We start from the raw sequence: 19,688 nt of genomic DNA, 5'->3' as shown, positions 1-19,688 counted from the left end.
ATGTACTCAGCCAGACTGAACATATCTCATCCCCCCAACCCACCACGCAACTATTGGTTACAAGTTGGTGATAACCTCACCGTTCCCCCACCCAGACCCGTCTCCCCGATGCCCAGTGAACCCGCGCTGCTGTTACGTCACCACCGCCCTTTCATCGCGTTCTGGCTGGCGCGGATCTTCACCGCCAGCGGTTTCCAGATGCTCACCGTGGCCATCGGCTGGAACCTCTACCAACTGACCGGCAACGTGCTGGACCTGGGTTTGGTCGGCCTGGTGGAGTTCGTACCGCGGGTACTGTTCATGCTGCACACCGGCCATGTGGCCGACCGCTATGAACGGCGCAAGGTCGCAGCCATCTGCCAGACCGTTCAAGCGTTGATCGCGCTATCCCTGGCAATCGGCGGGCTGACCGGCAATGTCACCCGCGAGATGATTTTTATCCTGGCATTCCTGCTGGGCGCAGCCCGCTCGTTTGAAATGCCCACCACCCAGGCCCTGCTGCCGAGCATCGTGCCCACGGCACTGTTCCCCCGCGCGGTGGCGTCGTCGCAGTCGGCACAGCAACTGGCCACCATCATGGCGCCGGCGCTGGGCGGTCTGCTGTACGCCTTTGGCAGTGTCTGGGTCTACGGCCCCACGGTGGTGCTGTACCTGATCGCCTGCGTGCTGACCCTCAACCTGCCCGCGCGCCAGACGCCGCTGAACAAGGCCAAGGCGACCATGGATTCGTTGCTGGCCGGGATTCGTTTTATCCGCAGTCGGCCGGACATCCTCGGCGCGATTTCCCTGGACCTGTTCGCCGTATTGCTGGGCGGCGCCACGGCCTTGCTGCCGGTGTTCGCCAAGGACATTTTGCTGACCGGGCCGTGGGGCCTTGGGCTGCTGCGCTCGGCGCCAGCGGTCGGGGCGTTGTTGATGTCGTTGTGGCTGGCGCGGTTTGCCGTCGACCGGCATGTCGGGCGGATCATGTTTACGGCGGTCGGGGTGTTTGGCGTAGCCACCATCGCGTTCGGCCTGTCGACCTCGTTCTGGTTCTCCCTGGCGGTGCTGGTGGTATTGGGCGCAGCGGACATGATCAGCATGGTGATCCGCGCCTCGTTCGTGCAACTGGAAACCCCGGACGAAATGCGCGGCCGGGTCAGCGCGGTCAACGGGCTGTTTATCGGCGCGTCGAATCAGTTGGGCGAATTTGAGTCCGGGATCACCGCCCACTGGTTCGGCACCGTGCCCGCCGTGGTCATGGGCGGCATCGGCACGCTGGTGGTGACCGGGGTCTGGATCAAACTGTTCCCGACCCTGGCCAACCGCGACCGCATGCATGTGCCGGTGGAAGAACCCGCCAAGGTTTAGAAGACCTTGTCGAGGGTGACGGGAAAGTCCCGCACCCGCTTGCCGGTGGCGTGATACACCGCGTTGGCCACCGCCGCCGCCACCCCGACTATCCCGATCTCGCCGACGCCCTTGGACCCAAGGGCGTTGACGATCTCGTCGTGTTCTTCGACAAACAGCACATCAATCTCGCCGATATCCGCGTTTACCGGAATGTGGTATTCGGCCAGGCTGTGGTTCATGGAGCGACCCAATGCGTGATCGACCTGGGTCTCCTCATGCAACGCCATGCCGATGCCCCAGACCACACCGCCGAGAATCTGGCTACGGGCCATCTTCGGATTGACCACCCGCCCGGCCGCAATCGCACTGACCACCCGGCTGATCTTGATGGTGCCCAGGTCCTCATCCACCCGCACTTCGACAAACACCGCTGAATGCGTGGCAGAGGCATAGCCTTCGCGCTGTTTGCCCGGCTCGCAATCCACCTGCACTTCCAGCGCCTGCTCGCCGCTGTCTTGCACCAATTGCGCCAGGGAGATGCGCTGGTCACCGGCGTGCATCTGGCCATTCTCAAACCGCGCCGACTCAGCGTCTTTGAACGCCGGGTACGTCTTGCGTGCAATGTCCAACAGCTTGGCGTTCAACGCTTCACAGGCCTGTTGCACCGCACTGCCCACCGACGACACGGTAAACGAGCCGCCCTGCAATGGCGCTGTCGGCAGCGATGAATCCCCCAGCAGGAACGTCACATCGCCTACCGGCACGCCGCTGGCCTGGGCGGCGATCTGCGCCATGACCGTGTAGGTGCCGGTGCCGATATCGGTGGTGGCGCTGCTGACCGTGAGCTTGCCCAGATGGTCGATCCGCGCCTTGGCGCTGGCTTTCATTTGCAGGGCCTCCCACACCCCGCCGGCCATGCCCCAACCGATCAGTTGGCGACCATCGCGCATGCTTCGCGGCTCCGGGTTGCGCTGGCTCCAGCCAAAACGCTCGGCACCTTCGCTGTAGCATTCGCGCAACGCTTTGCTGGACCAGGGCTTGTCTTCGTTCTGATTGCGCTCGGCATAGTTGATCAGCCGCAATTGCACCGGGTCGATGCCCAGGGCGCAGGCCAGTTCATCCATCGCGCATTCCAGGCCGATCACCCCCAGCGCTGCGCCGGGAGCGCGCATGTCCAGCGGTGTGAACACGTCCAGCGGCACCAGCTTGTAGGTCAGCAGCACGTTATCGCAGTGATAGAGCATGCCGCTCCATTCCACCACGTGTTCGCTGAAGTCCTCGAAGCGCGAGGTCTGGCCGATGGCGGTGTGGCCCAGGGCAAGCAAGCGGCCATTGGCGGCAGCACCCAGTTGCAGGCGCTGCAAGGTGCGCGGGCGATAACCGAAGGTGAACATCTGCTGGCGCGTGAGGGTGACGCGCACCGAACGCTTCAGGGCCAGCGATGCCATCACTGCCAGCGGCAACTGGTACTGCGGGCGCAGACCTGAACCAAAGGCGCCGCCGACGAACGCGGCGAAGATCCGCACCTGGCTTTTATCCAGGCCGAAGACTTTCTGCACATAGGCCTGGCAGTTCTGCGGCCCCTGGGTCTTGTCGTGGATATGCAGGGTGCCGTCCGGCTGATACAGCACGGTACTGGCGTGGGGTTCCATGGGGTTATGGTGTTCGATGGGCGTGCTGTAGTGCAGATCCAGGCTCGTGGCGGCGCCGGTCCATTCGGCCTGGAAGTTGCCGCGCGGCTTGGGCGGTGTTTGCGGCGACGGGTGCGCCTGCTCCTGCAAGGCCAGCAGATCGGTCTCGGCAGGCTCGGCGGCGTATTCGATCTGCACCAGGGAACCGGCGTGGCGCGCCAGCTCCAGGTTGTCGGCAATCACCAATGCCAACGGCTGGCCGCTGTAGAGCACGCGGTCGTTGTACAGCGGGCGAAACGGCGAGCCGTCGGCAGCATCGGCATCGGCGTAGCTGTCGTCGTAGCTGGCCAGTTTCGGGCGGTTGAGGTGATCAAGCACCATCACCACACCGGGCAGCGCCAGGGCTTGGGACGCATCAATGCGGATGACCCGGCCCTTGGCGATGTTGCTCGACACCACGCTGCCGTGCAGCAAGCCATCCTCGGGAAACTCACCGGCATAGCGCGCTTGCCCGGTGACCTTGAGCAGACCGTCGACCCGGTCCAACGGTTTGCCGATTGCGCTCATGACGTGGCTCCTGCAACAGCGGCATCGCTCAGGGCGCGAATGATCGCGCGGCGTGCCAGTTTGATCTTGAAGCCGTTGTGCTCCAGCGGCTCGGCGTCCAGGAGCAGGGTTTCGGCGGCAGTGCTGAAAGTTTCGCGGCTGACGGACTGGCCGATCAGCGCGGCTTCCACCGCGCGATCACGCCATGGCTTGTGGGCGACGCCGCCCAGGGCCAGGCGGGCGTCGACGATCACATCGCCATCCAGCTCCAGCGCCGCCGCGACGGATATCAGGGCGAAGGCGTAGGAAGCCCGGTCACGGATTTTCAGATAGTGACTGTGGGCAGCCAGGTGGTCGGCAGGCAACTCGATGGCGGTGATCAGTTCGTCGTCGGCCAACTGGTTATCCCGCTGGGGGGCATCGCCCGGCAGCCGGTGAAAGTCGGCGAACTCGATGACCCGCGCACCACCCCGGCCCTGCACATGCACCCGCGCATCCAGGGCGGCCAGGGCCACGCACATGTCCGAAGGATGGGTGGCGACGCACTGGTCGCTGGCGCCGAGGATCGCGTGGATGCGGTTCAAACCGACCCGCGCCGGGCAGCCACTGCCGGGCTCGCGTTTATTGCAGGGCACGGCGGCGTCATAGAAGTAGTAGCAACGGGTGCGTTGCAGCAGGTTGCCGCCGGTACTGGCCATATTGCGCAATTGCGGCGAGGCGCCGGCGAGGATGGCCTGGGACAGCAGCGGGTACCGTTCCTCGATCAGCGGGTGCCAGGCCAGGTCGGCGTTGCTCACCAGGGCACCGATCATCAAGCCGCCCTCGGGAGTTTCTTCTACGTCGCGAAGTGGCAGCCCGGTGATATCAATCAGGTGCTCCGGGCGGCTGATGTTCTCTTTCATCAGGTCCAGCAGGTTGGTGCCACCGGCGATAAACCGCGACGCCGGGCTGACCAGGTGCACCGCCTCCTGCACGTCGGCCGGCTTGCTGTAATGGAAGGGATTCATTGCTCACCTCCCTGCACGCGGCACGCCGGCAAGGCTTCTTCGATGGCATCACGGATGTTGTTGTAGGCGCCGCAGCGGCACAGGTTGCCGCTCATCAGTTCCTGGATTTGCGCGGTGTCGTGGGCGCGGCCTTCACGGGCCAGGCCCACCGCCGAGCAGATTTGCCCCGGCGTGCAGTAGCCACACTGGAAGGCATCGTGCTTGATAAAGGCCTGTTGCATCGGGTGCAGGTCTTCGCCCGAGGCCAGGCCTTCGATGGTGGTCAACTCGGCACCGTCGCACATCACCGCCAGGGTCAGGCAGGCGTTCACCCGCTTACCGTTGAGCAACACGGTGCAGGCACCGCACTGGCCGTGGTCGCAGCCCTTCTTGGTGCCCGTCAGGTCCAGTTGCTCGCGCAGCAGGTCCAGCAGGGTGGTCCAGGGCAATACATCCAGTTGAATGGGGTCCCGATTGAGGGTCAGGCGTATCGGATGACTGACGAACGGCTTGGCCGCCGCGCCATTGGGAGTTGCGCTCATAAACACCTCACGGATTGGTGTGCAATCGCGGCGTTCAGAAAAGTCGCCGTCTTAGCGGTCCGACTTCCGGAGTTTATGAGCGTTCAAGGCAATTGATGGGTGGCGATCAGCGAATGCCGAGGGTGGTGACCAACTGGTTGCGCGGTGGGTTGATCGAGGTGTTGCTGTACTGGAACGTGCCGCCGGCTTCGACATTATCCAGCTGGAACGTATAGATGTAGCCCATCAACGTTCCCGCGCCGCTGCATGGCTGGCTGATGGAACCCACCTGGCAGATGGCGGTGGTGCTGATACGGGGCACCGACGCGCCGTCGAAAAATGCCTGTGGGCTGTTGCCCAGGCCGACTTCCATCACGTACACCAGTGTCTGCCCGCGGTGCGTGCACATCTGGGTGCTGTCGGCCCGCTCGGGAATGGTTTCAGTGCACTTGGCCGACTGAACCTTGAATACCCGCACCTCGCTCAACGCCGGTGCAGGCGCGCCCCACGCCGGTGCCGCACCGAGCCACAGGCCGATGCAACCGAACAGAGCTAGACTCCAGGCGCTGGCTTTTTTCATGCTGTCGATGACCCTGTAATAAACGTCGGCGCAGTATGCCTCAAGGCCATGATCAAGCCTATGCGCCACTGGCCCTCGGCTGCTGGTATGATGCGCCGCTTTTTCCGATCCTCTCTGGAACCACAGGCGCTTGGCGCAGTTTGTGCTTTGACTTAGAGGTCAACAAATAACGACGCAAGATAGCGTCACAGGGAGCAGGCATGCTGGAAAAGCTGTTTCAACTCAAGGCACACAACACGAATGTGCGCACCGAGATTCTCGCGGGCGTCACCACCTTCCTGGCCATGGCCTACATCCTGTTCGTCAACCCGAGCATTCTCGGCGAGACCGGCATGGACAAGGGCGCGGTCTTTGTCGCGACCTGCCTCGCGGCGGCCATCGGTTCCACCGTGATGGGCCTGATCGCCAACTACCCGATTGCCCTGGCACCGGGCATGGGCCTCAACGCATTCTTCACCTACACCGTGGTCCTGCACATGGGCCACACCTGGCAAGTGGCGCTGGGTGCGGTGTTCATCTCGGCAGTGCTGTTCTTCCTGCTGTCGATCTTCCGCATCCGTGAATGGATCATCAACAGCATCCCGCTGCCCCTGCGCTCGGCGATTGCGGCGGGTATCGGCCTGTTCCTGGCGCTGATCGCCCTGCACAACGCCGGCATCGTGGTCAGCAACCCGGCCACCATGGTGGGCCTGGGCGACCTGAAACAACCCGCGCCGATCCTCGCCACCCTCGGCTTCGCGCTGATCGTTGCGCTGGAAGCCCTGAAAGTGCGCGGCGCGGTATTGATCGGCATCCTGGTGGTGACCATCGCCTCCATCGTGCTGGGCTTCACCCCGTTCGGCGGCGTGATGTCGATGCCACCTTCGCTGGCCCCGACCTTCCTGCAACTGGACATCAAGGGCGCCCTGGACATCGGCCTGGTGAGCGTGATTTTCGCGTTCCTGTTCGTCGACCTGTTCGACAACTCCGGCACCCTGATCGGCGTCGCCAAGCGCGCGGGCCTCATGGGCAAGGACGGCCACATGCCGAAAATGGGCCGTGCGCTGATCGCTGACAGTACGGCGGCCATGGCCGGCTCGCTGCTGGGCACCTCGACCACCACCAGCTACATCGAATCGGCGGCGGGCGTGAGCGCCGGTGGCCGTACCGGTTTGACCGCCGTCGTGGTCGCGATCCTGTTCCTGCTGGCGCTGTTCTTCTCGCCACTGGCGGCCAGCGTTCCGGCCTTCGCCACCGCACCGGCGCTGCTGTTCGTCGCCGTGCTGATGACCTCGGGCCTGGCCGAAATCGACTGGGACGACATCACCGTCGCCGCACCGGTGGTGATCACCGCCCTGGCGATGCCATTCACTTATTCCATCGCCAACGGCATTGCCTTCGGTTTCATCGCCTGGACCGCCATCAAGCTGCTTTCGGGCCGCTACCGTGAGCTGAACCCGGCGCTGGTGATCCTGTCGATTCTGTTTGTGATCAAGCTGGGCTGGTTCAACGCATGACTTTTGACGCCGCAAGCTACACCGTTCAACTGGAAGAAAAGGTCACGCGCCTGCGTGACCTGCTGGCGCCGTTCGACGCGCCAGAGCCTCAGGTTTTCGACTCGCCGTTGCAGAACTTCCGCCTGCGGGCGGAGTTCCGCCTGTGGCGCGAAGAGGGTCAGCGCCACTACGCAATGTTCTCCCAGGACGACAAGCGCACGCCGATCCTCATTGAAGAGTTTCCGATTGCCAGCCTGCGCATCAACCAATTGATGCCGCAACTCAAGGCCGCCTGGCAAGCCAGCGCCGCCCTGAGCCACAAGCTGTTCCAGGTGGAGTTCCTCACCACTTTGGCCGGCGACGCGATGATTACCCTGTGCTATCACCGCCCGCTGGACGAGCATTGGCATACGGCGGCGAACACGCTGGCGGCGGACCTGAACGTCAGCATCATCGGCCGCTCCAAGGGCAAGCGCGATGTGATCGGCCGCGATTACGTGGTCGAGAAACTCGACGTCGGCGGTCGCACCTTCAGCTATCGCCAGCCTGAAGGCGCGTTCACCCAGCCCAACGGCACGGTGAACCAGAAGATGCTCAACTGGGCATTCGAAGCCCTGGGCGATCGCAGTGATGACCTGCTGGAGCTGTACTGCGGCAACGGCAACTTCACCCTGCCCCTGGCCACTCGCGTGCGCAAAGTGCTGGCCACCGAGATCAGCAAGACTTCGGTGAACGCGGCGCTGAGCAACCTCGATGAAAACGCGGTGGATAACGTCACCCTGGTGCGTTTGTCTGCCGAAGAGCTGACCGAGGCCTTGAATGAAGTGCGGCCGTTCCGCCGCCTGCACGGCATCGACCTCAAGAGCTACGAGTTTGGCAGCGTGTTCGTCGACCCGCCGCGTGCCGGCATGGACCCGGACACCTGCGAGCTGACCCGGCGCTTCGAGAACATCCTGTACATCTCCTGCAACCCGGAGACGTTGGCGGCGAACATTGCGCAACTGCATGACACGCACCGGATTACCCAGTGCGCGATGTTTGACCAGTTCCCGTGGACGCACCACATGGAATCGGGTGTGTTACTGACCCGGCGTTAAATCCCCAGCACTGCAAAGATCAAAATGTGGGAGCCGTCGAGCTTTAGCGAGGCCGCGATGGCGGTGGGTCAGACAGAAAAATGTCATCAGCCCCGCCGCCATCGCAGCCTCGCCAAGGCTCGACAGCTCCCACAGTGGATCGGTGTGTTAGCCGATATAGCCATCATGCCGATGGCTGGAAATACCCCGCCAACGCCCGCAGGTCCTGCTCGTTCAGCAACCCTGCAAAATACTTCAGTTGTATCCGCGCCAGCAGATACGCATGCCGCGCATCCGCCAGGTCGCGGCGTGCCGTGAACAGTTGCTGCTCGGCATCCAGCACATCGAGGTTGACGCGCTCGCCACCGGTCACGCTTTTCTTCGTCGCCTTCACCAGGGCGGTGGCCGAGCTGACCGCCATTTCATACGCCCGCACTTTGGCCGCGCCGCTGGTGTTGAGGTTGAATTGCTTGCGCAGTTCGATCAGCGTCCTGGCGGTCTGCGCGTCCAGTTCATATTGGGCCTGGGACAGTTGATTGGCGGCCTGACGGGTTGACGCCGACACCGAGCCACCGGCGAACAGCGGCAGGCTGACCTGGATGCCGACGCTGTTGGTGTCGTACTTCTGGTTGTAGCTGCTTTCCGAATCCGAGCTGGTCTGGCGGCTGCTCGCATACAGGCTGACCTTGGGCATGTGCCCGGCGCGCTTGCGCTCCACTTCGTATTCGGCGACGTCCAGCGCGTGGTGCTGGGATTTGAGCTCCGGGTTGTTGGCCATCGCCATTTCCCGCCAGGTCTCGAAACGGTTGGGCTCCAGCGGCGGGATCTCGAACTGGCGAGTCAGCGGCGCCAACTCGTCTATCTGCAACGGCTGGCCCACAATCGCTTCCAGCTCGCGCAAGGCTGCGTCCTGGGTGTCCAGGGATTCGATCTCTTCGGCCTGGGCCAGGCTCAGGCGTGCCTGGGTTTCCAGCACATCGGTGCGGGTGCCCTCGCCGCCCTTGAGCAGCCGTTCATTGAGTTGCAGGCGCTCGGCATACGCGCGTTTCTGGGCGCGGCTCAGCTCGATCCGCTCCTGGGCCAGCAACGCCTGGCTGTAGGCGCTCAACACCCGCACGGCCAGTTCCTGGCTCTTGCTGCGAAAGCGTTCATCGGCAAACAGCGCCTGCGCTGCACCCTGGCGATAGCGCGCATAGGCTTCGTAATCGAGCAGCGGTTGTTGCAGGGTCAGGGTCGAGGCATAGCTGCGGTAATCGCGGTCGCTGGTGACGTTGCCCACCGCCGTCGACTGGGTGACTTCGGATTCATTGCGCGAGTTGTTGTAGCTCCAGGACAGGTTCGGCAACAGCCCGGCGCGGCCGATGATGCGGTTTTCCTCGCCGGCCTCGCGCTCCTGGATTGCCGCCTGAAACGTCGGATCGTTGCGCAGGGCCAAGTCATAGGCGTCGAGCAATCCCAGCGCCTGAACCGATCCACTGCAGGCACAACACAGACCGAATAACAGCGCCTTCATTCTTCCACCAACGCCATGTGAGTCCGATCCAGCAAGGGTTTGAACAGGTAGTTGAGCATCGAGCGCTCACCGGTTTTGACGAACGCTTCCACCGGCATGCCCGGGCGAATCTGCAAGCCGTCGAGCTGGCGCATGCCAGCTGCACTGACCTGGGCGCGCAAGGTGTAATACGGCTCATCGGTGCGCTCGTCGACCTGGCGGTCGGCCGACACCAGCGTCACTTCACCGGCAATGCGTGGGGTGGTGCTCTGGTTGAACGCCGAGAACAGCAACTCCACCGGCAAGCCCGGGAGCACCTTGTCGACCATCTGCACCGGCACCCGCGCTTCCACCAGCAGTGGTTCGCCCTGGGGCACGATGTCCATCAGCGCCTGGCCGGGCTTGATCACGCCGCCTTCGGTGTACACCTCCAGCCCCACCACCACGCCAGCCGCCGGCGCGCGCACCAGGCTGTTGGCCAATTCGAATTCGGCCGAGGCCAACCGGTTGCGCAAGTCGTCGCTGCGGGTGCGGGTTTCGGCCAGTTGGCCGCGCAGGTCTTTCTGGAAGTCTTCGCCGAGCTGGCGGATGCGCAGGCGCAGTTCGAGGACTTGCCGTTGCAACTGGCCGATGCGGCCGAAATCCTCGGCAATCGCACCGTCGAGCTGGGCATACAGCCGTTCATTTTCCAGCAGCCGATTGCGCGGAATGTAGCCGTCCCGCGCCAGCTCGCGCAGGCCTTGCAGTTGTTCATTCATCGCGGTGCGTTGCAGCACTTTGCTGGCCTGGGATTCCCGGGTGCCGCGCAATTGTGCCTCGGCCCCGGCGATGGTTTCCCGCAGGCCTTGCTGCTCCGTGGCCAGGGCCTGGGCGCGACTGCTGAACAGTTGCCGTTGCAGGCTCAAGGTGGCGGCGGCCTCAGGCTCGTTCAGCAGTTCGGGGCCGAAGACGATGGCCGACAAGCCTTCGCTCTCGGCACTCAAGCGCGCTTCGCTGGCCCGGGACGCAATGAACTGGCTGCGCAAAGACTGCATCTGCCCGCGCAACGGGGTTTCCTTCAGGCGGATCAATACCTGGCCGGCGCTTACCACCTCGCCATCGCGCACCTCGATCCGCTCGACGATCCCGCCCGCGGGGTGCTGCACCGTCTTGCGGTGCCCCGACACCATGACCTTGCCGGACACCGCCACGCCCTTGTCCAACGGTGCCAGCGCGGCCCAGCCAAGGAACCCGGCAAACCCGCCGAGCACCAGCAACCAGCCCAGGCGCGCGTATTTTTTATCGTCCAGCGCCAGCACGTTGTTCACCGGCGGCACGCTGTTGTCCGTCACAAGCACAGGTCGGTTCATGCTTTTTTTCCTTCACCGAGGCGGTAGCTCATGCTCATCGCCGACACCGGTTTGGGCGGCGCGGCCACCGGTTTCTGCGTGGCCTCCAACACCCGCGCCGTGGGCCCGAACGCCTGCAACTGGCCGTCCCGCAGAATCAGTAATTGGTCCGTCAACGCCAGCACAGGGGTCTTGTGGGTGATCAGCACCAGCGTGCGACGCTGCGCCTTGAGCAAGGTGATGGCATGGAGCAAGGCCTGCTCGCCGGCCTCATCGAGATTGGAATTGGGCTCATCCAGTACGATCAGCGCAGGCACGCCGTACAGCGCTCGCGCCAGCGCGACACGTTGCTTCTGCCCGCCGGACAACCCGGCACCGCCCTCCCCCAGTTGGGTGTCGTAGCCTTGGGGCAACTGCAGGATCAGTTGATGCACGCCGGCCATTTGCGCGGCAGCGAGCACCTTGTCCGAATCCACGGTGTCGAAACGCGCGATGTTGTCGGCAATGCTGCCGGCGAACAGCTGGATGTCCTGGGGCAGATACCCAATGTGCGGGCCGAGTTGCTGCTTGTCCCATTGCGCCAGGTCCGCGCCGTCCAGCCGCACCTTGCCGGCCAAGGGCGCCCAGGCCCCCACCAGCAACCGCGCCAGGGTCGACTTGCCGCAACCGGAAGGCCCGATCACGCCCAGCACGTCACCGGCAGGCAGGCTGAACCCGAGGTTGGCCAACGCGGGCCGACGAATGCCGGGCGCACACGCGCTTACCTGTTCGACCGTCAACTGGCCGCTGGGCGCCGGCAAGCTCATGCGCTCGGTGCGCGCCGGGTTGGCCGCCAGCATCAGGGTCAAACGGTCATAGGCCAGGCGCGCCGAACTCCACTGTTTCCACACGCCGATCAGCTGGTCGATAGGGCTCAGTACCCGCCCCATCAGGATCGAGCCGGCGATCATCATGCCCGGCGTAATAGCCCCCTGCACCGCCAGCAATGCGCCCAGACCGAGGACCAATGACTGCAACGCCAGGCGTACGCCCTTGGACCAGGCACTGATGGCAGCGGTCTTTTCACTGGCCAGGTTCTGCGCCGCCAGAAACGCCTGGTGCTGGGCAAACCAGCGCGCACGCAGGGTTGCCAGCATGCCCATGGCTTCGATGGCTTCGGCATTGCGCAGGTTGGCCGTGGCCTGCTGGCTGGCGCTGATCGACAGCTGATTGGCCTGAGTCAACGGTGCCTGGCAGATGTGCTGGTTGGCCCACGCCAGCGCCATCAGCATCAGCGCACCGGCCAGCGCCAGGACGCCGAGCCAGGGGTGGAACAGGAAGATCACCAGCAAGTACACCGGAAACCACGGCGCATCAAAAAATGCGAACAGCGCCTGGCCGGTGGCGAACTGGCGCAAGGTCGTCAGGTCGCTCAACGCCTGCCCGGCCGCCTGGGTACCGCCCTTGAGTTGCGCCTCGAACGCGGCGTCGTACACCCGCTGGTTCAGGCGCATGTCCATCTGTGTGCCAAGGCGGATCACCACCTGGCTGCGCACCCACTCCAGCGCGCCCATCAAGCCGAACAAGCCAAGGATCATCAGCGTCAGCATCAACAGTGTCATCGAGTTGCCGGAGGCCAGCACCCGGTCGTAGACCTGCAACATGTACAGCGCCGGGGCCAGCATCAACAGGTTGATCACTGCCGAAAACAGGCCAATGTTGAGGAAGCCACTTTTATAGGCCGTGAGAGCGGCCAGGGTTTCGTTGCCGGCATGGCGCATCGAGGGATTCTCATGGGGGAAATCGGGAAGCGCCGCCCGCGTTTGACACGCCGCGCGCCGCTGCGCAGAATTTGTCACCGCCGTCGCCCTGGCCTTCGAAACTCACGGCGACGACGGGGTTTACGCAGCGAATGGGAGAGTGATCTTCCATTCGCTTTTTTCATTGCGCAGCAACATCAGGCAGCGAGTGCCCAGTCCTGTGCAACGTCCTGCACGCCTACCAGGGCGACGTCGGTGGTGGTTGCCGTAGCGTGTGCTGCCAGGCCGGCCGAGATCTCGTCGAAGGTGTTGGCGGTGGACAGGCCGAAGTCGTCCAGCAGGTTGTTGAGCACGGTTTCCAGTGCCGAGGTGTTGCCTTGCATCAGGCTGTAGATCACGTTCTGAACGTCATTGCCGACGCGGCCTGCACCTTGTGCCGCGCTCAAGTCGAGGCCGTTGAAAGCCACTTTGAACGCATCGAGGGTGAAGTCGCTGCCATTGCCGCCGCCCAGGCCGGTGCCCAGTTGAACGTTATCCAGGTTGCCCCACAGGTAGTGGTTTTCGTTGTGGCTGGCTGGCAGCGCCGGGTTGAATACGTAGTGCAGGCCGTTGCTGGTGTTGCTGTCGGCAATGAAGGCGTAGTCGGAATTGTTGGCGCCGTGGGTCGAATACTGGTCGCCGCTCAGGGAGCCGTTGCTGAAGCCGCCGGTGTTGCTGCTGCCGTGCCCCGCAGTGTTGAACCCCAGTGCCCAGTCGGTCAGATAGTCCGAGACGGAGTAAGCACCGAGCGCAGCTTCGTAACTAACAGAAATAGTCATCACTTAACCTCGTTATAAACAACACGATTGATCAGCACGCTCATACAGCGCACTTTTTGCCCACCCTTGGGCAAAACCGTTGGTTGATAAAGTGCCGTGGCACCTTGATCAGAACTTGTATTCGAGCATCCCGCTCAACGTTCGCCCGCGCGCCAGGCTCAGGTTATTGGCGTCCCCCATCGCAACGAAGTAGGCCTCATCGGTGGCGTTTTCCAGCGCCAGGGCGATGTTCAATTGGTCGGTCATCCAGTAGCTGGCGTACAGGTCATAGAGGGTGTACTGGGGCCATAGCGCCTGGTCGATGAAGTCATAACCTTGTGAGTCGAGGTTCTCGCCATTGCCTGAGCTGTAGCGCACGCGGACGCCCATATCGAGTCGCTTTTCCAGGAAGCGCGCGCCCAGGGTCAGCGAGCCGCGATCAGCCGGCATATAGGTGGCGTTGCCCATGATCCGGCCACAGCTTTCCTTGTTGTTGGCGACATCGTCGTCCAGCACCTCATACGTGGTCACCGGGCGCAGGCCGATCGTGCCGTTTGGCCGGGTGTAGCGTTCATAGCGTGTGGTGGACGGCCCGTTCTTCTTCGCCCCGCCCATGTAATAGTTCTTCGAGCAGAACTCATTACTGCCGATCATGTGGGTGTAACTAAGGTTGGCGTACGCCCGCCCCATGTCGTAGTTGAGCTGGTACTCCACCCCCCGAAAGCGCGTGGGGTTGGTGTTATTGACGTACGCCATCGTGCCGAGAAAACCGCCGACGGAGGTCTCCGGCAAACTGACGCTGTGATTGAGGAAAGAGAAGTTCTCGATCCGGGTATCGAAGTAAGCCACCTTCATGCCCAGGCGGTCGTCACCGAACAGCAGTCCCTCTTTGAATACGTTCACGCCCATTTCCCAGTCCCGCGACTCTTCGGGTTTCAGGAACGGGTTGGGAAACACCCGCTCTGATGAGCTGCCACCGTGAGGACGCCCGGTCATGAAGGTTTCCGTCACCGCCGGCGGGCGCCAGCCCTTGCCCCAGCGGGCGTAGAGTTGCATCCAGTCCAGCCCCGGTTTTATGCCGATACCGAACGTGGGAGAGAACTGGCCCTCTTCTCTATCAATGTCGAACACTTCCTCGACACGCTTGGCACCTACCGTGCTGCTGTAGAACCGATCGCGCCGGTACAGCGTCATCCCGGTGACCCCTTCCAGCCGATAGCGGTCGTACCGCAAGCCCGCATCCAGCGTCAGCCAGTCGCCATATTCGTACTGCAGGTTGTTGAACAGGCTGGCGATGGTGCGTTTGCCACCGGGCGTCCCGCCTTCAACGTAAGGCAACAGGCCGGAAAGGTTGGTGGCCTCGACCTTGTTGGTACTGGGCTTGAACTTGTCTTGATACACCTCCACGCCGTAGTTCCAACTCACATGACCCAACGCATCGAAGTCGAACCGCGATGTGTTGTCGCCCTGTACACCCCAGGTATCGGTCTGAAAATGATCCGTGTAGCCCGCCACATAGTTGCCGGAGGTCAGCGACGCGGTGTTGGGCGCATTGTCCCGGTCCATCTGTGTGGTGACGTAGTAGACCTTGGCCTTGAAATCGATCAGCGGGTTATCCGGCGTGTAGCGATAATCCAGTCCGACGTTCCTGGCATTGAGGTTGTTCTTGCTGACGCGCTGGTAGTACACGCTCTGGTTATCCGGGGCGGTGTAGGCCCACGCGTCATTGCTGTCGCTGTCACTTTCCAGGTAGCTCAGTTGCACCCGTTGGTCATTGGGCAGGTTCAGGCCGAACTTGACGATTTGCGAGCGGGTCACGCTGCCGGTGTCACCGACCTCACTGTTCAGCCAATCGTCGAAGGCCGCAGGCTGGGAGTCACGAGCGCGCAAATGAGTGCCCAGTTTCTGGTCGTTGTGGGTACCGGCGCGGTAGTCGCCAAAATGCCGTTCGCTGTACCCCAGCAGCACGTCGCCGCGCTCGTCGCCAAAGGCAAACACACCGCTGCCGTTGAAATAGGTGCCGTTACCCAGTTCACCAATCCCGCTACCGGCACGCAGACGCCCGCCATAGTCCTTGCCATCGGCCAGGAACTCACTGGCCTCCAGGGTCTTGAAGGATGCAATCCCGCCCAACACGGCAGCACCGCCCTGCCCGGACTGGCTGCCCTTGTCGATTTCGATGCTGGAGATGAATTCCGGGTCGATCAACATCGTGCCGTTGCGCTGCTGGTGGCCGTTGACGTTGAAGTTCTGGCGCATGCCGTCGATGTTCATGTTGACCCGGCCGTAGTCCTGCACGCCGCGGATGTTCACCGACAGGCCCGGGTCACGCTGGTTGACGGCGGTGTACACGCCGGCGGTTTCTTCGAGCATGTCGGCGGCGTGGCGTGGTGGGCGTTTGTCGATCTGCTCGCGACTGATCACGGCCACCGAGCGCGGTGTGTCGTACACCCAGTCGCTTGGCTTGCCGTTGGTGTTGCCGGTGATGGTGGTGGTGCCCACGGTCAGCGCACCGTCATGGTCGGCGCCGACGCGAGTCAGCGTCACCTGCCGGTCCCCGGTAAAGCGGTATTCCACCGGTGCACTGCCCACCAATCGGCCGAGGCCTTCCTGGGCGCTGTAACGGCCCTTGAGCGCGGTGCTGGTGAGGCCTTGCAGGCGCGCGCTGTCGAACAACACTTGCAACCCGGCCTGGTCGGCGAACGTCAGTACGGCAAGGCCCAAGGGTTGCGCCGCAATATCAAACGTCAACGTGACAGGCTGTGATTCACCGACTGGCGCCTCGGCGGCCTGCACCTGGCAGGCGGAGGCTAACAGCCCCAGGTGGATGGCAAGGGCCAACCGGCTACCGGTGTTGCGCCCCTTGGTGATTGCAGACATCGACGTTATCCCTTCGCTGACCATTCTTGTTTATGCGAATACTTCTCACTTAACAGGACGTGTCAGGCGTCGGAACTCAGTAAGGTTTTTTTGAAAGTTTTTTCAAAGGGCGTAAACGGGGCCCGGCGACCCCATCAATAGATCAGGCTCAGCCCCGCCAGATCAAAGCGCTGCACCTGTAATTCTTCGGTCAGGGTGCCGAGGGCCGTGTCGAGCATATCGAGGCGGAACACGCCGCTGACTTCACGGGTGCCGAGGTCGGCATTGGTCAGCACCACCTTGCCCGGCCGGTAGCGGTTGAGCTGTTCGATGACCTTGGCCAGCGGCAAGCGGTCGAAGATCAGCACACCGCGACGCCAACTGGTGGCGCGCTCCAGGTCGAAGTCGTCGAGGGCGACCACGCCGTTCTCCGGGCTGTAGCGCGCAGCCTGGCCTTCCTTGAGCACCGTTTCTTTCTGCGGCAGCGCCTGCAGCGTGACGGCCACACTGTGCTGCAACACTCCGACCCAGGCCTGCCGGTCGTCCTCACGCTCGACCACAAACCGCGTGCCCAGGGCACGGGTTTGCCCGCTGGCGCTGTGCACCACGAACGGCCTTTTTTCCTCACCGGCCATGGGCGCCACATCAAAGATCGCCGAGCCTTTGATCAGGCTGATGCGCCGCTGCACACCGTCAAAATCCAGCTTGATCGCACTCGCAGAATCCAGTTGCACGCTGCTGCCGTCCGCCAGGTGCACGGTGCGCACTTCGCCTTTTTGGGTGAGGTAATCGGCCTGCACCTGCAGCAGCGCCTCAGGCCCGCGCACCCAGCCGACGCCCGCCACCACCAGCAACAGCGCAACACTCGCCGCCATGCGCCACGGCCTGCGCCGACGAGGGCCGCGCACCGGCGCAGCGGTGGCGGGCGGCCGCTGGCGATGCACCGTCTCATCGCGATGCACCTCGCCCAGCGCCGCCCACGTCTGCTCGGCAAAACGCAGCGCCGCTTCATGGCGGCTGTCTCTGGCGATCCATTGGCGCAACTCGGCCTGCTCCTGATCGGTCAGGGCGCCGGCGTGCAGGCGCACCGCCCAATCGGCAGCCGCCTCGGTAATGCTGTGCTGTTGCGGACCCGGGCTATTCACGTGTGAATCTCGAATTTTTCGTTATATAACGCTGTGACGTCTGACCCCAGGTTTGTCGGTAATTCATTCGTCGGACGGCCCCGCCTCACCTTCCTGCAAACGCTGCATGACATACGCCAGCGCCTTGGCCAGGTGCTTTTGCACTGAGCTGTCGGAAATGCCCAGGTGGCGCGCGACCTGGGCATGGGTCATGCCCTCGATCCGGTTGAGACGGAAAATCTGCCGGGTACGCTCCGGCAATTCCGCCAGTGCCTGCTTCAATGCCTGCCGCTGTTGCTGCGCCATCGCCTGAGCCTCCAACCCGGCCATTTCATCTTCAATCTCGGCCAGCGCCTCATGGGGCACGGAGTCGGTCTTGCGCCGCGCCTCCTGGCGGATATGGTCGATCAGCAGATTGCCGGCCGTGCGATAGAGATAGCCCTGGGAGTTGTCGATGCGCTCGCCGGCCGGCTTTTGCGCCAGGCGCAGGAAACTCTCCTGCACCAGGTCTGCGGCCAACTGCGGGTCCCGTACCTTGCGTGCGAGATACCCGCGCAGGGTATCGGCGTGCTTGAGAAACAGGCCTTTGAGATCCACGTCCGACAAACCGACTCCCTGGAATGTTAAGGAAACAGGCGGGCATCTTAAGCGTTGTCGAGAATGATTTTCAATTGATATCAACTCTGATCCACACAACGGTGGTTTTCATTCTGCGTTCGGTAATCGAACGGTTCCCACCCACGCGATTGACCAAATTAACCATTCAGTACATTTTATCGGCATACATAAAAACAACAGTGGAGAACCCTCTATGCCGCCCATCGTGCTGGTGCTCAACGGCCCCAACCTCAACCTGCTCGGCACTCGCGAGCCCGCCACTTATGGCCACGAAACCCTGGCCGACCTTGCCGCCCTGTGTGGCCGCAGCGCCGAACAGCTGGGGTTGAAAGTCGAATTCCGCCAGACCAACCACGAAGGCGAATTGCTGGACTGGATCCACGGCGCCCGCGCCCGTTGCGCCGGCATCGTGATCAACCCGGCAGCCTGGACCCACACTTCGGTGGCGATCCGCGATGCGCTGGTGGCCAGTGAAGTGCCGGTGATCGAAGTGCACTTGTCCAACGTGCATGCCCGGGAAGCCTTCCGTCATCACTCCTTTGTGTCACCGATTGCCAAGGCGGTGCTGGCCGGGTTTGGCAGCCACGGTTATCACCTCGCCCTCGAACATTTCAGCAAGAACTTGAAGGGATGAGCGTGGTGTCCAAACGTCGAATTCTGGCCGGCCTGATCGGCGCCGGCATCCAGGCTTCCCGCACCCCGGCCCTGCATGAGCATGAAGGCGATGCCCAGGGCCTGCGCTACCTCTATCGCCTGATCGACCTCGACCAGCTACAGGTGGATACCCGCGCCCTGCCCGACCTGTTGATGGCGGCCGAACAGATGAACTTCACCGGCTTGAACATCACCTACCCGTGCAAGCAGGCGATCCTGCCGCTGCTGGATGACCTGTCACCCGAAGCACGGGGCATCGGCGCGGTGAACACCGTGGTGCTTTGCGACGGTAAACGCATCGGCCACAACACCGACTGCCTGGGCTTTGCCGAAGGCTTTCGCCGGGGCTTGAGTGATGTGGCTCGAAAGTTCGTGGTGCAGATGGGCGCGGGCGGCGCCGGGGCGGCAGTCGCCCATGCGCTGCTGGGTGAAGGCGTGGAACGCTTGAGTATTTTCGACATGGACGCCGAACGTGCCCGCAGCCTGGCGAACAACCTCAACCAGCATTTTGGTACCGGCCGGGCGCAGGCCGGCAATGACCTGGAAAGCGCCATGGCCGAGGCCGATGGCCTGGTGAATACCACACCGATGGGCATGGCCAAGCTGCCGGGCATGCCGGTGCCGCTGCACACCTTGCGCGCCGACTTGTGGGTAGCGGAGATCGTCTACTTCCCACTGGAAACCGAACTGCTGCGCAACGCCCGCGCTCTGGGTTGCCGCACCCTGGATGGCGGCAACATGGCGGTGTTTCAGGCGGTGAAGGCGTTTGAGTTGTTCACTGGCGAAGTGGCGGATGCAGAGCGCATGCTCGCGCACTTCCAGAGCATGACCACCCAACTGTAGAAACCGGATTAGAAATGTGGGAGCGGGCTTGCTCGCGAATGCGGAGTGTCAGCCACCGGATGTTTTACTGACCCACCGCATTCGCGA

Annotated in this window: 16 protein-coding genes; 5 read left to right on the top strand and 11 right to left on the bottom strand. The window is 63.0% G+C overall.

Annotation, left to right across the window (positions count from 1 at the left end; translation table 11 throughout):
* The first annotated feature begins 108 nt into the window (after nucleotides 1–108).
* Nucleotides 109–1,350 (top strand): MFS transporter, encoded by a 1,242-nt coding sequence (locus HX786_RS13820; RefSeq protein ID WP_178912221.1) that lies wholly within the window; start codon nucleotides 109–111, stop codon nucleotides 1,348–1,350.
* Here the strand turns inward: HX786_RS13820 and HX786_RS13815 are convergent.
* From HX786_RS13815 to HX786_RS13800, 4 genes are all read right to left on the bottom strand, one after another.
* Nucleotides 1,347–3,530: a xanthine dehydrogenase family protein molybdopterin-binding subunit gene (locus tag HX786_RS13815; RefSeq protein ID WP_178912220.1), complete on the bottom strand. Its 2,184-nt coding sequence runs from the start codon at nucleotides 3,528–3,530 to the stop codon at nucleotides 1,347–1,349. The two genes, HX786_RS13820 and HX786_RS13815, sit on opposite strands and share 4 nt — an antisense overlap.
* Nucleotides 3,527–4,516, bottom strand: a complete 990-nt coding sequence (locus HX786_RS13810) for a xanthine dehydrogenase family protein subunit M (RefSeq protein WP_003215563.1) — start codon at nucleotides 4,514–4,516, stop codon at nucleotides 3,527–3,529. Before HX786_RS13810 ends, HX786_RS13815 begins: the two co-directional genes overlap by 4 nt.
* Nucleotides 4,513–5,037: a (2Fe-2S)-binding protein gene (locus HX786_RS13805; RefSeq protein ID WP_256344191.1), complete on the bottom strand. Its 525-nt coding sequence runs from the start codon at nucleotides 5,035–5,037 to the stop codon at nucleotides 4,513–4,515. The genes HX786_RS13810 and HX786_RS13805 overlap by 4 nt, the downstream gene beginning before the upstream one ends.
* A 106-nt stretch (nucleotides 5,038–5,143) precedes the next feature.
* Entirely contained in the window at nucleotides 5,144–5,596 is a 453-nt protein-coding gene (locus tag HX786_RS13800; RefSeq protein ID WP_008436632.1) for a DUF4879 domain-containing protein, read from the bottom strand.
* A 200-nt stretch (nucleotides 5,597–5,796) separates the two neighbouring features.
* Here HX786_RS13800 and HX786_RS13795 point away from each other — a divergent pair, with 200 nt between their 5' ends.
* Nucleotides 5,797–7,092, top strand: coding sequence for an NCS2 family permease (locus HX786_RS13795; protein WP_003215557.1), 1,296 nt, complete (start codon nucleotides 5,797–5,799; stop codon nucleotides 7,090–7,092).
* The gene (trmA, locus tag HX786_RS13790) at nucleotides 7,089–8,168 is read left to right on the top strand and encodes a tRNA (uridine(54)-C5)-methyltransferase TrmA (protein WP_178912219.1); all 1,080 of its coding nucleotides are present in this window, start codon (nucleotides 7,089–7,091) and stop codon (nucleotides 8,166–8,168) included. Before HX786_RS13795 ends, trmA begins: the two co-directional genes overlap by 4 nt.
* Nucleotides 8,169–8,331: 163 nt before the next feature.
* On the opposite strand, the gene HX786_RS13785 is transcribed toward trmA, so the two are convergent.
* The 7 genes from HX786_RS13785 to HX786_RS13755 form a co-directional block, all read right to left on the bottom strand.
* Nucleotides 8,332–9,660, bottom strand: a complete 1,329-nt coding sequence (locus HX786_RS13785; protein WP_003215554.1) for a TolC family outer membrane protein — start codon at nucleotides 9,658–9,660, stop codon at nucleotides 8,332–8,334.
* Complete coding sequence (locus HX786_RS13780; RefSeq protein ID WP_178912218.1) at nucleotides 9,657–10,988, bottom strand: HlyD family type I secretion periplasmic adaptor subunit; 1,332 nt, start codon at nucleotides 10,986–10,988, stop codon at nucleotides 9,657–9,659. Before HX786_RS13780 ends, HX786_RS13785 begins: the two co-directional genes overlap by 4 nt.
* Entirely contained in the window at nucleotides 10,985–12,727 is a 1,743-nt protein-coding gene (locus HX786_RS13775) for a type I secretion system permease/ATPase (protein WP_178912217.1), read from the bottom strand. The genes HX786_RS13780 and HX786_RS13775 overlap by 4 nt, the downstream gene beginning before the upstream one ends.
* Before the next feature lie 176 nt (nucleotides 12,728–12,903).
* The gene (locus tag HX786_RS13770; RefSeq protein WP_003215551.1) at nucleotides 12,904–13,524 is read right to left on the bottom strand and encodes a heme acquisition protein HasA; all 621 of its coding nucleotides are present in this window, start codon (nucleotides 13,522–13,524) and stop codon (nucleotides 12,904–12,906) included.
* Between the two features lie 108 nt (nucleotides 13,525–13,632).
* Complete coding sequence (locus tag HX786_RS13765) at nucleotides 13,633–16,383, bottom strand: TonB-dependent receptor (protein WP_003215548.1); 2,751 nt, start codon at nucleotides 16,381–16,383, stop codon at nucleotides 13,633–13,635.
* Between the two features lie 134 nt (nucleotides 16,384–16,517).
* On the bottom strand, nucleotides 16,518–17,507 hold the full coding sequence (locus HX786_RS13760) for a FecR family protein (RefSeq protein WP_178912216.1): 990 nt from the start codon (nucleotides 17,505–17,507) through the stop codon (nucleotides 16,518–16,520).
* A gap of 63 nt (nucleotides 17,508–17,570) precedes the next feature.
* A complete protein-coding gene (locus tag HX786_RS13755) occupies nucleotides 17,571–18,092 on the bottom strand; it encodes an RNA polymerase sigma factor (protein WP_003215543.1) in 522 nt (173 codons plus the stop codon).
* Between the two features lie 205 nt (nucleotides 18,093–18,297).
* Between HX786_RS13755 and aroQ the strand changes: the two genes are divergently transcribed.
* Nucleotides 18,298–18,738 carry a type II 3-dehydroquinate dehydratase gene (gene aroQ / locus HX786_RS13750; protein ID WP_003215541.1) on the top strand — a complete coding sequence of 147 codons (441 nt, stop codon included), beginning with the start codon at nucleotides 18,298–18,300 and terminating at the stop codon, nucleotides 18,736–18,738.
* Entirely contained in the window at nucleotides 18,735–19,601 is an 867-nt protein-coding gene (locus HX786_RS13745; protein ID WP_218647738.1) for a shikimate dehydrogenase, read from the top strand. The genes aroQ and HX786_RS13745 overlap by 4 nt, the downstream gene beginning before the upstream one ends.
* The last annotated feature ends 87 nt before the right edge of the window (nucleotides 19,602–19,688 follow it).

Origin of the sequence: Pseudomonas sp. 21615526, assembly GCF_013386245.1 — a bacterium.
GTDB lineage: Bacteria > Pseudomonadota > Gammaproteobacteria > Pseudomonadales > Pseudomonadaceae > Aquipseudomonas.
Note: the sequence above shows the minus strand (reverse complement) of the source record. Positions and strands in the feature narration are given on the sequence as shown.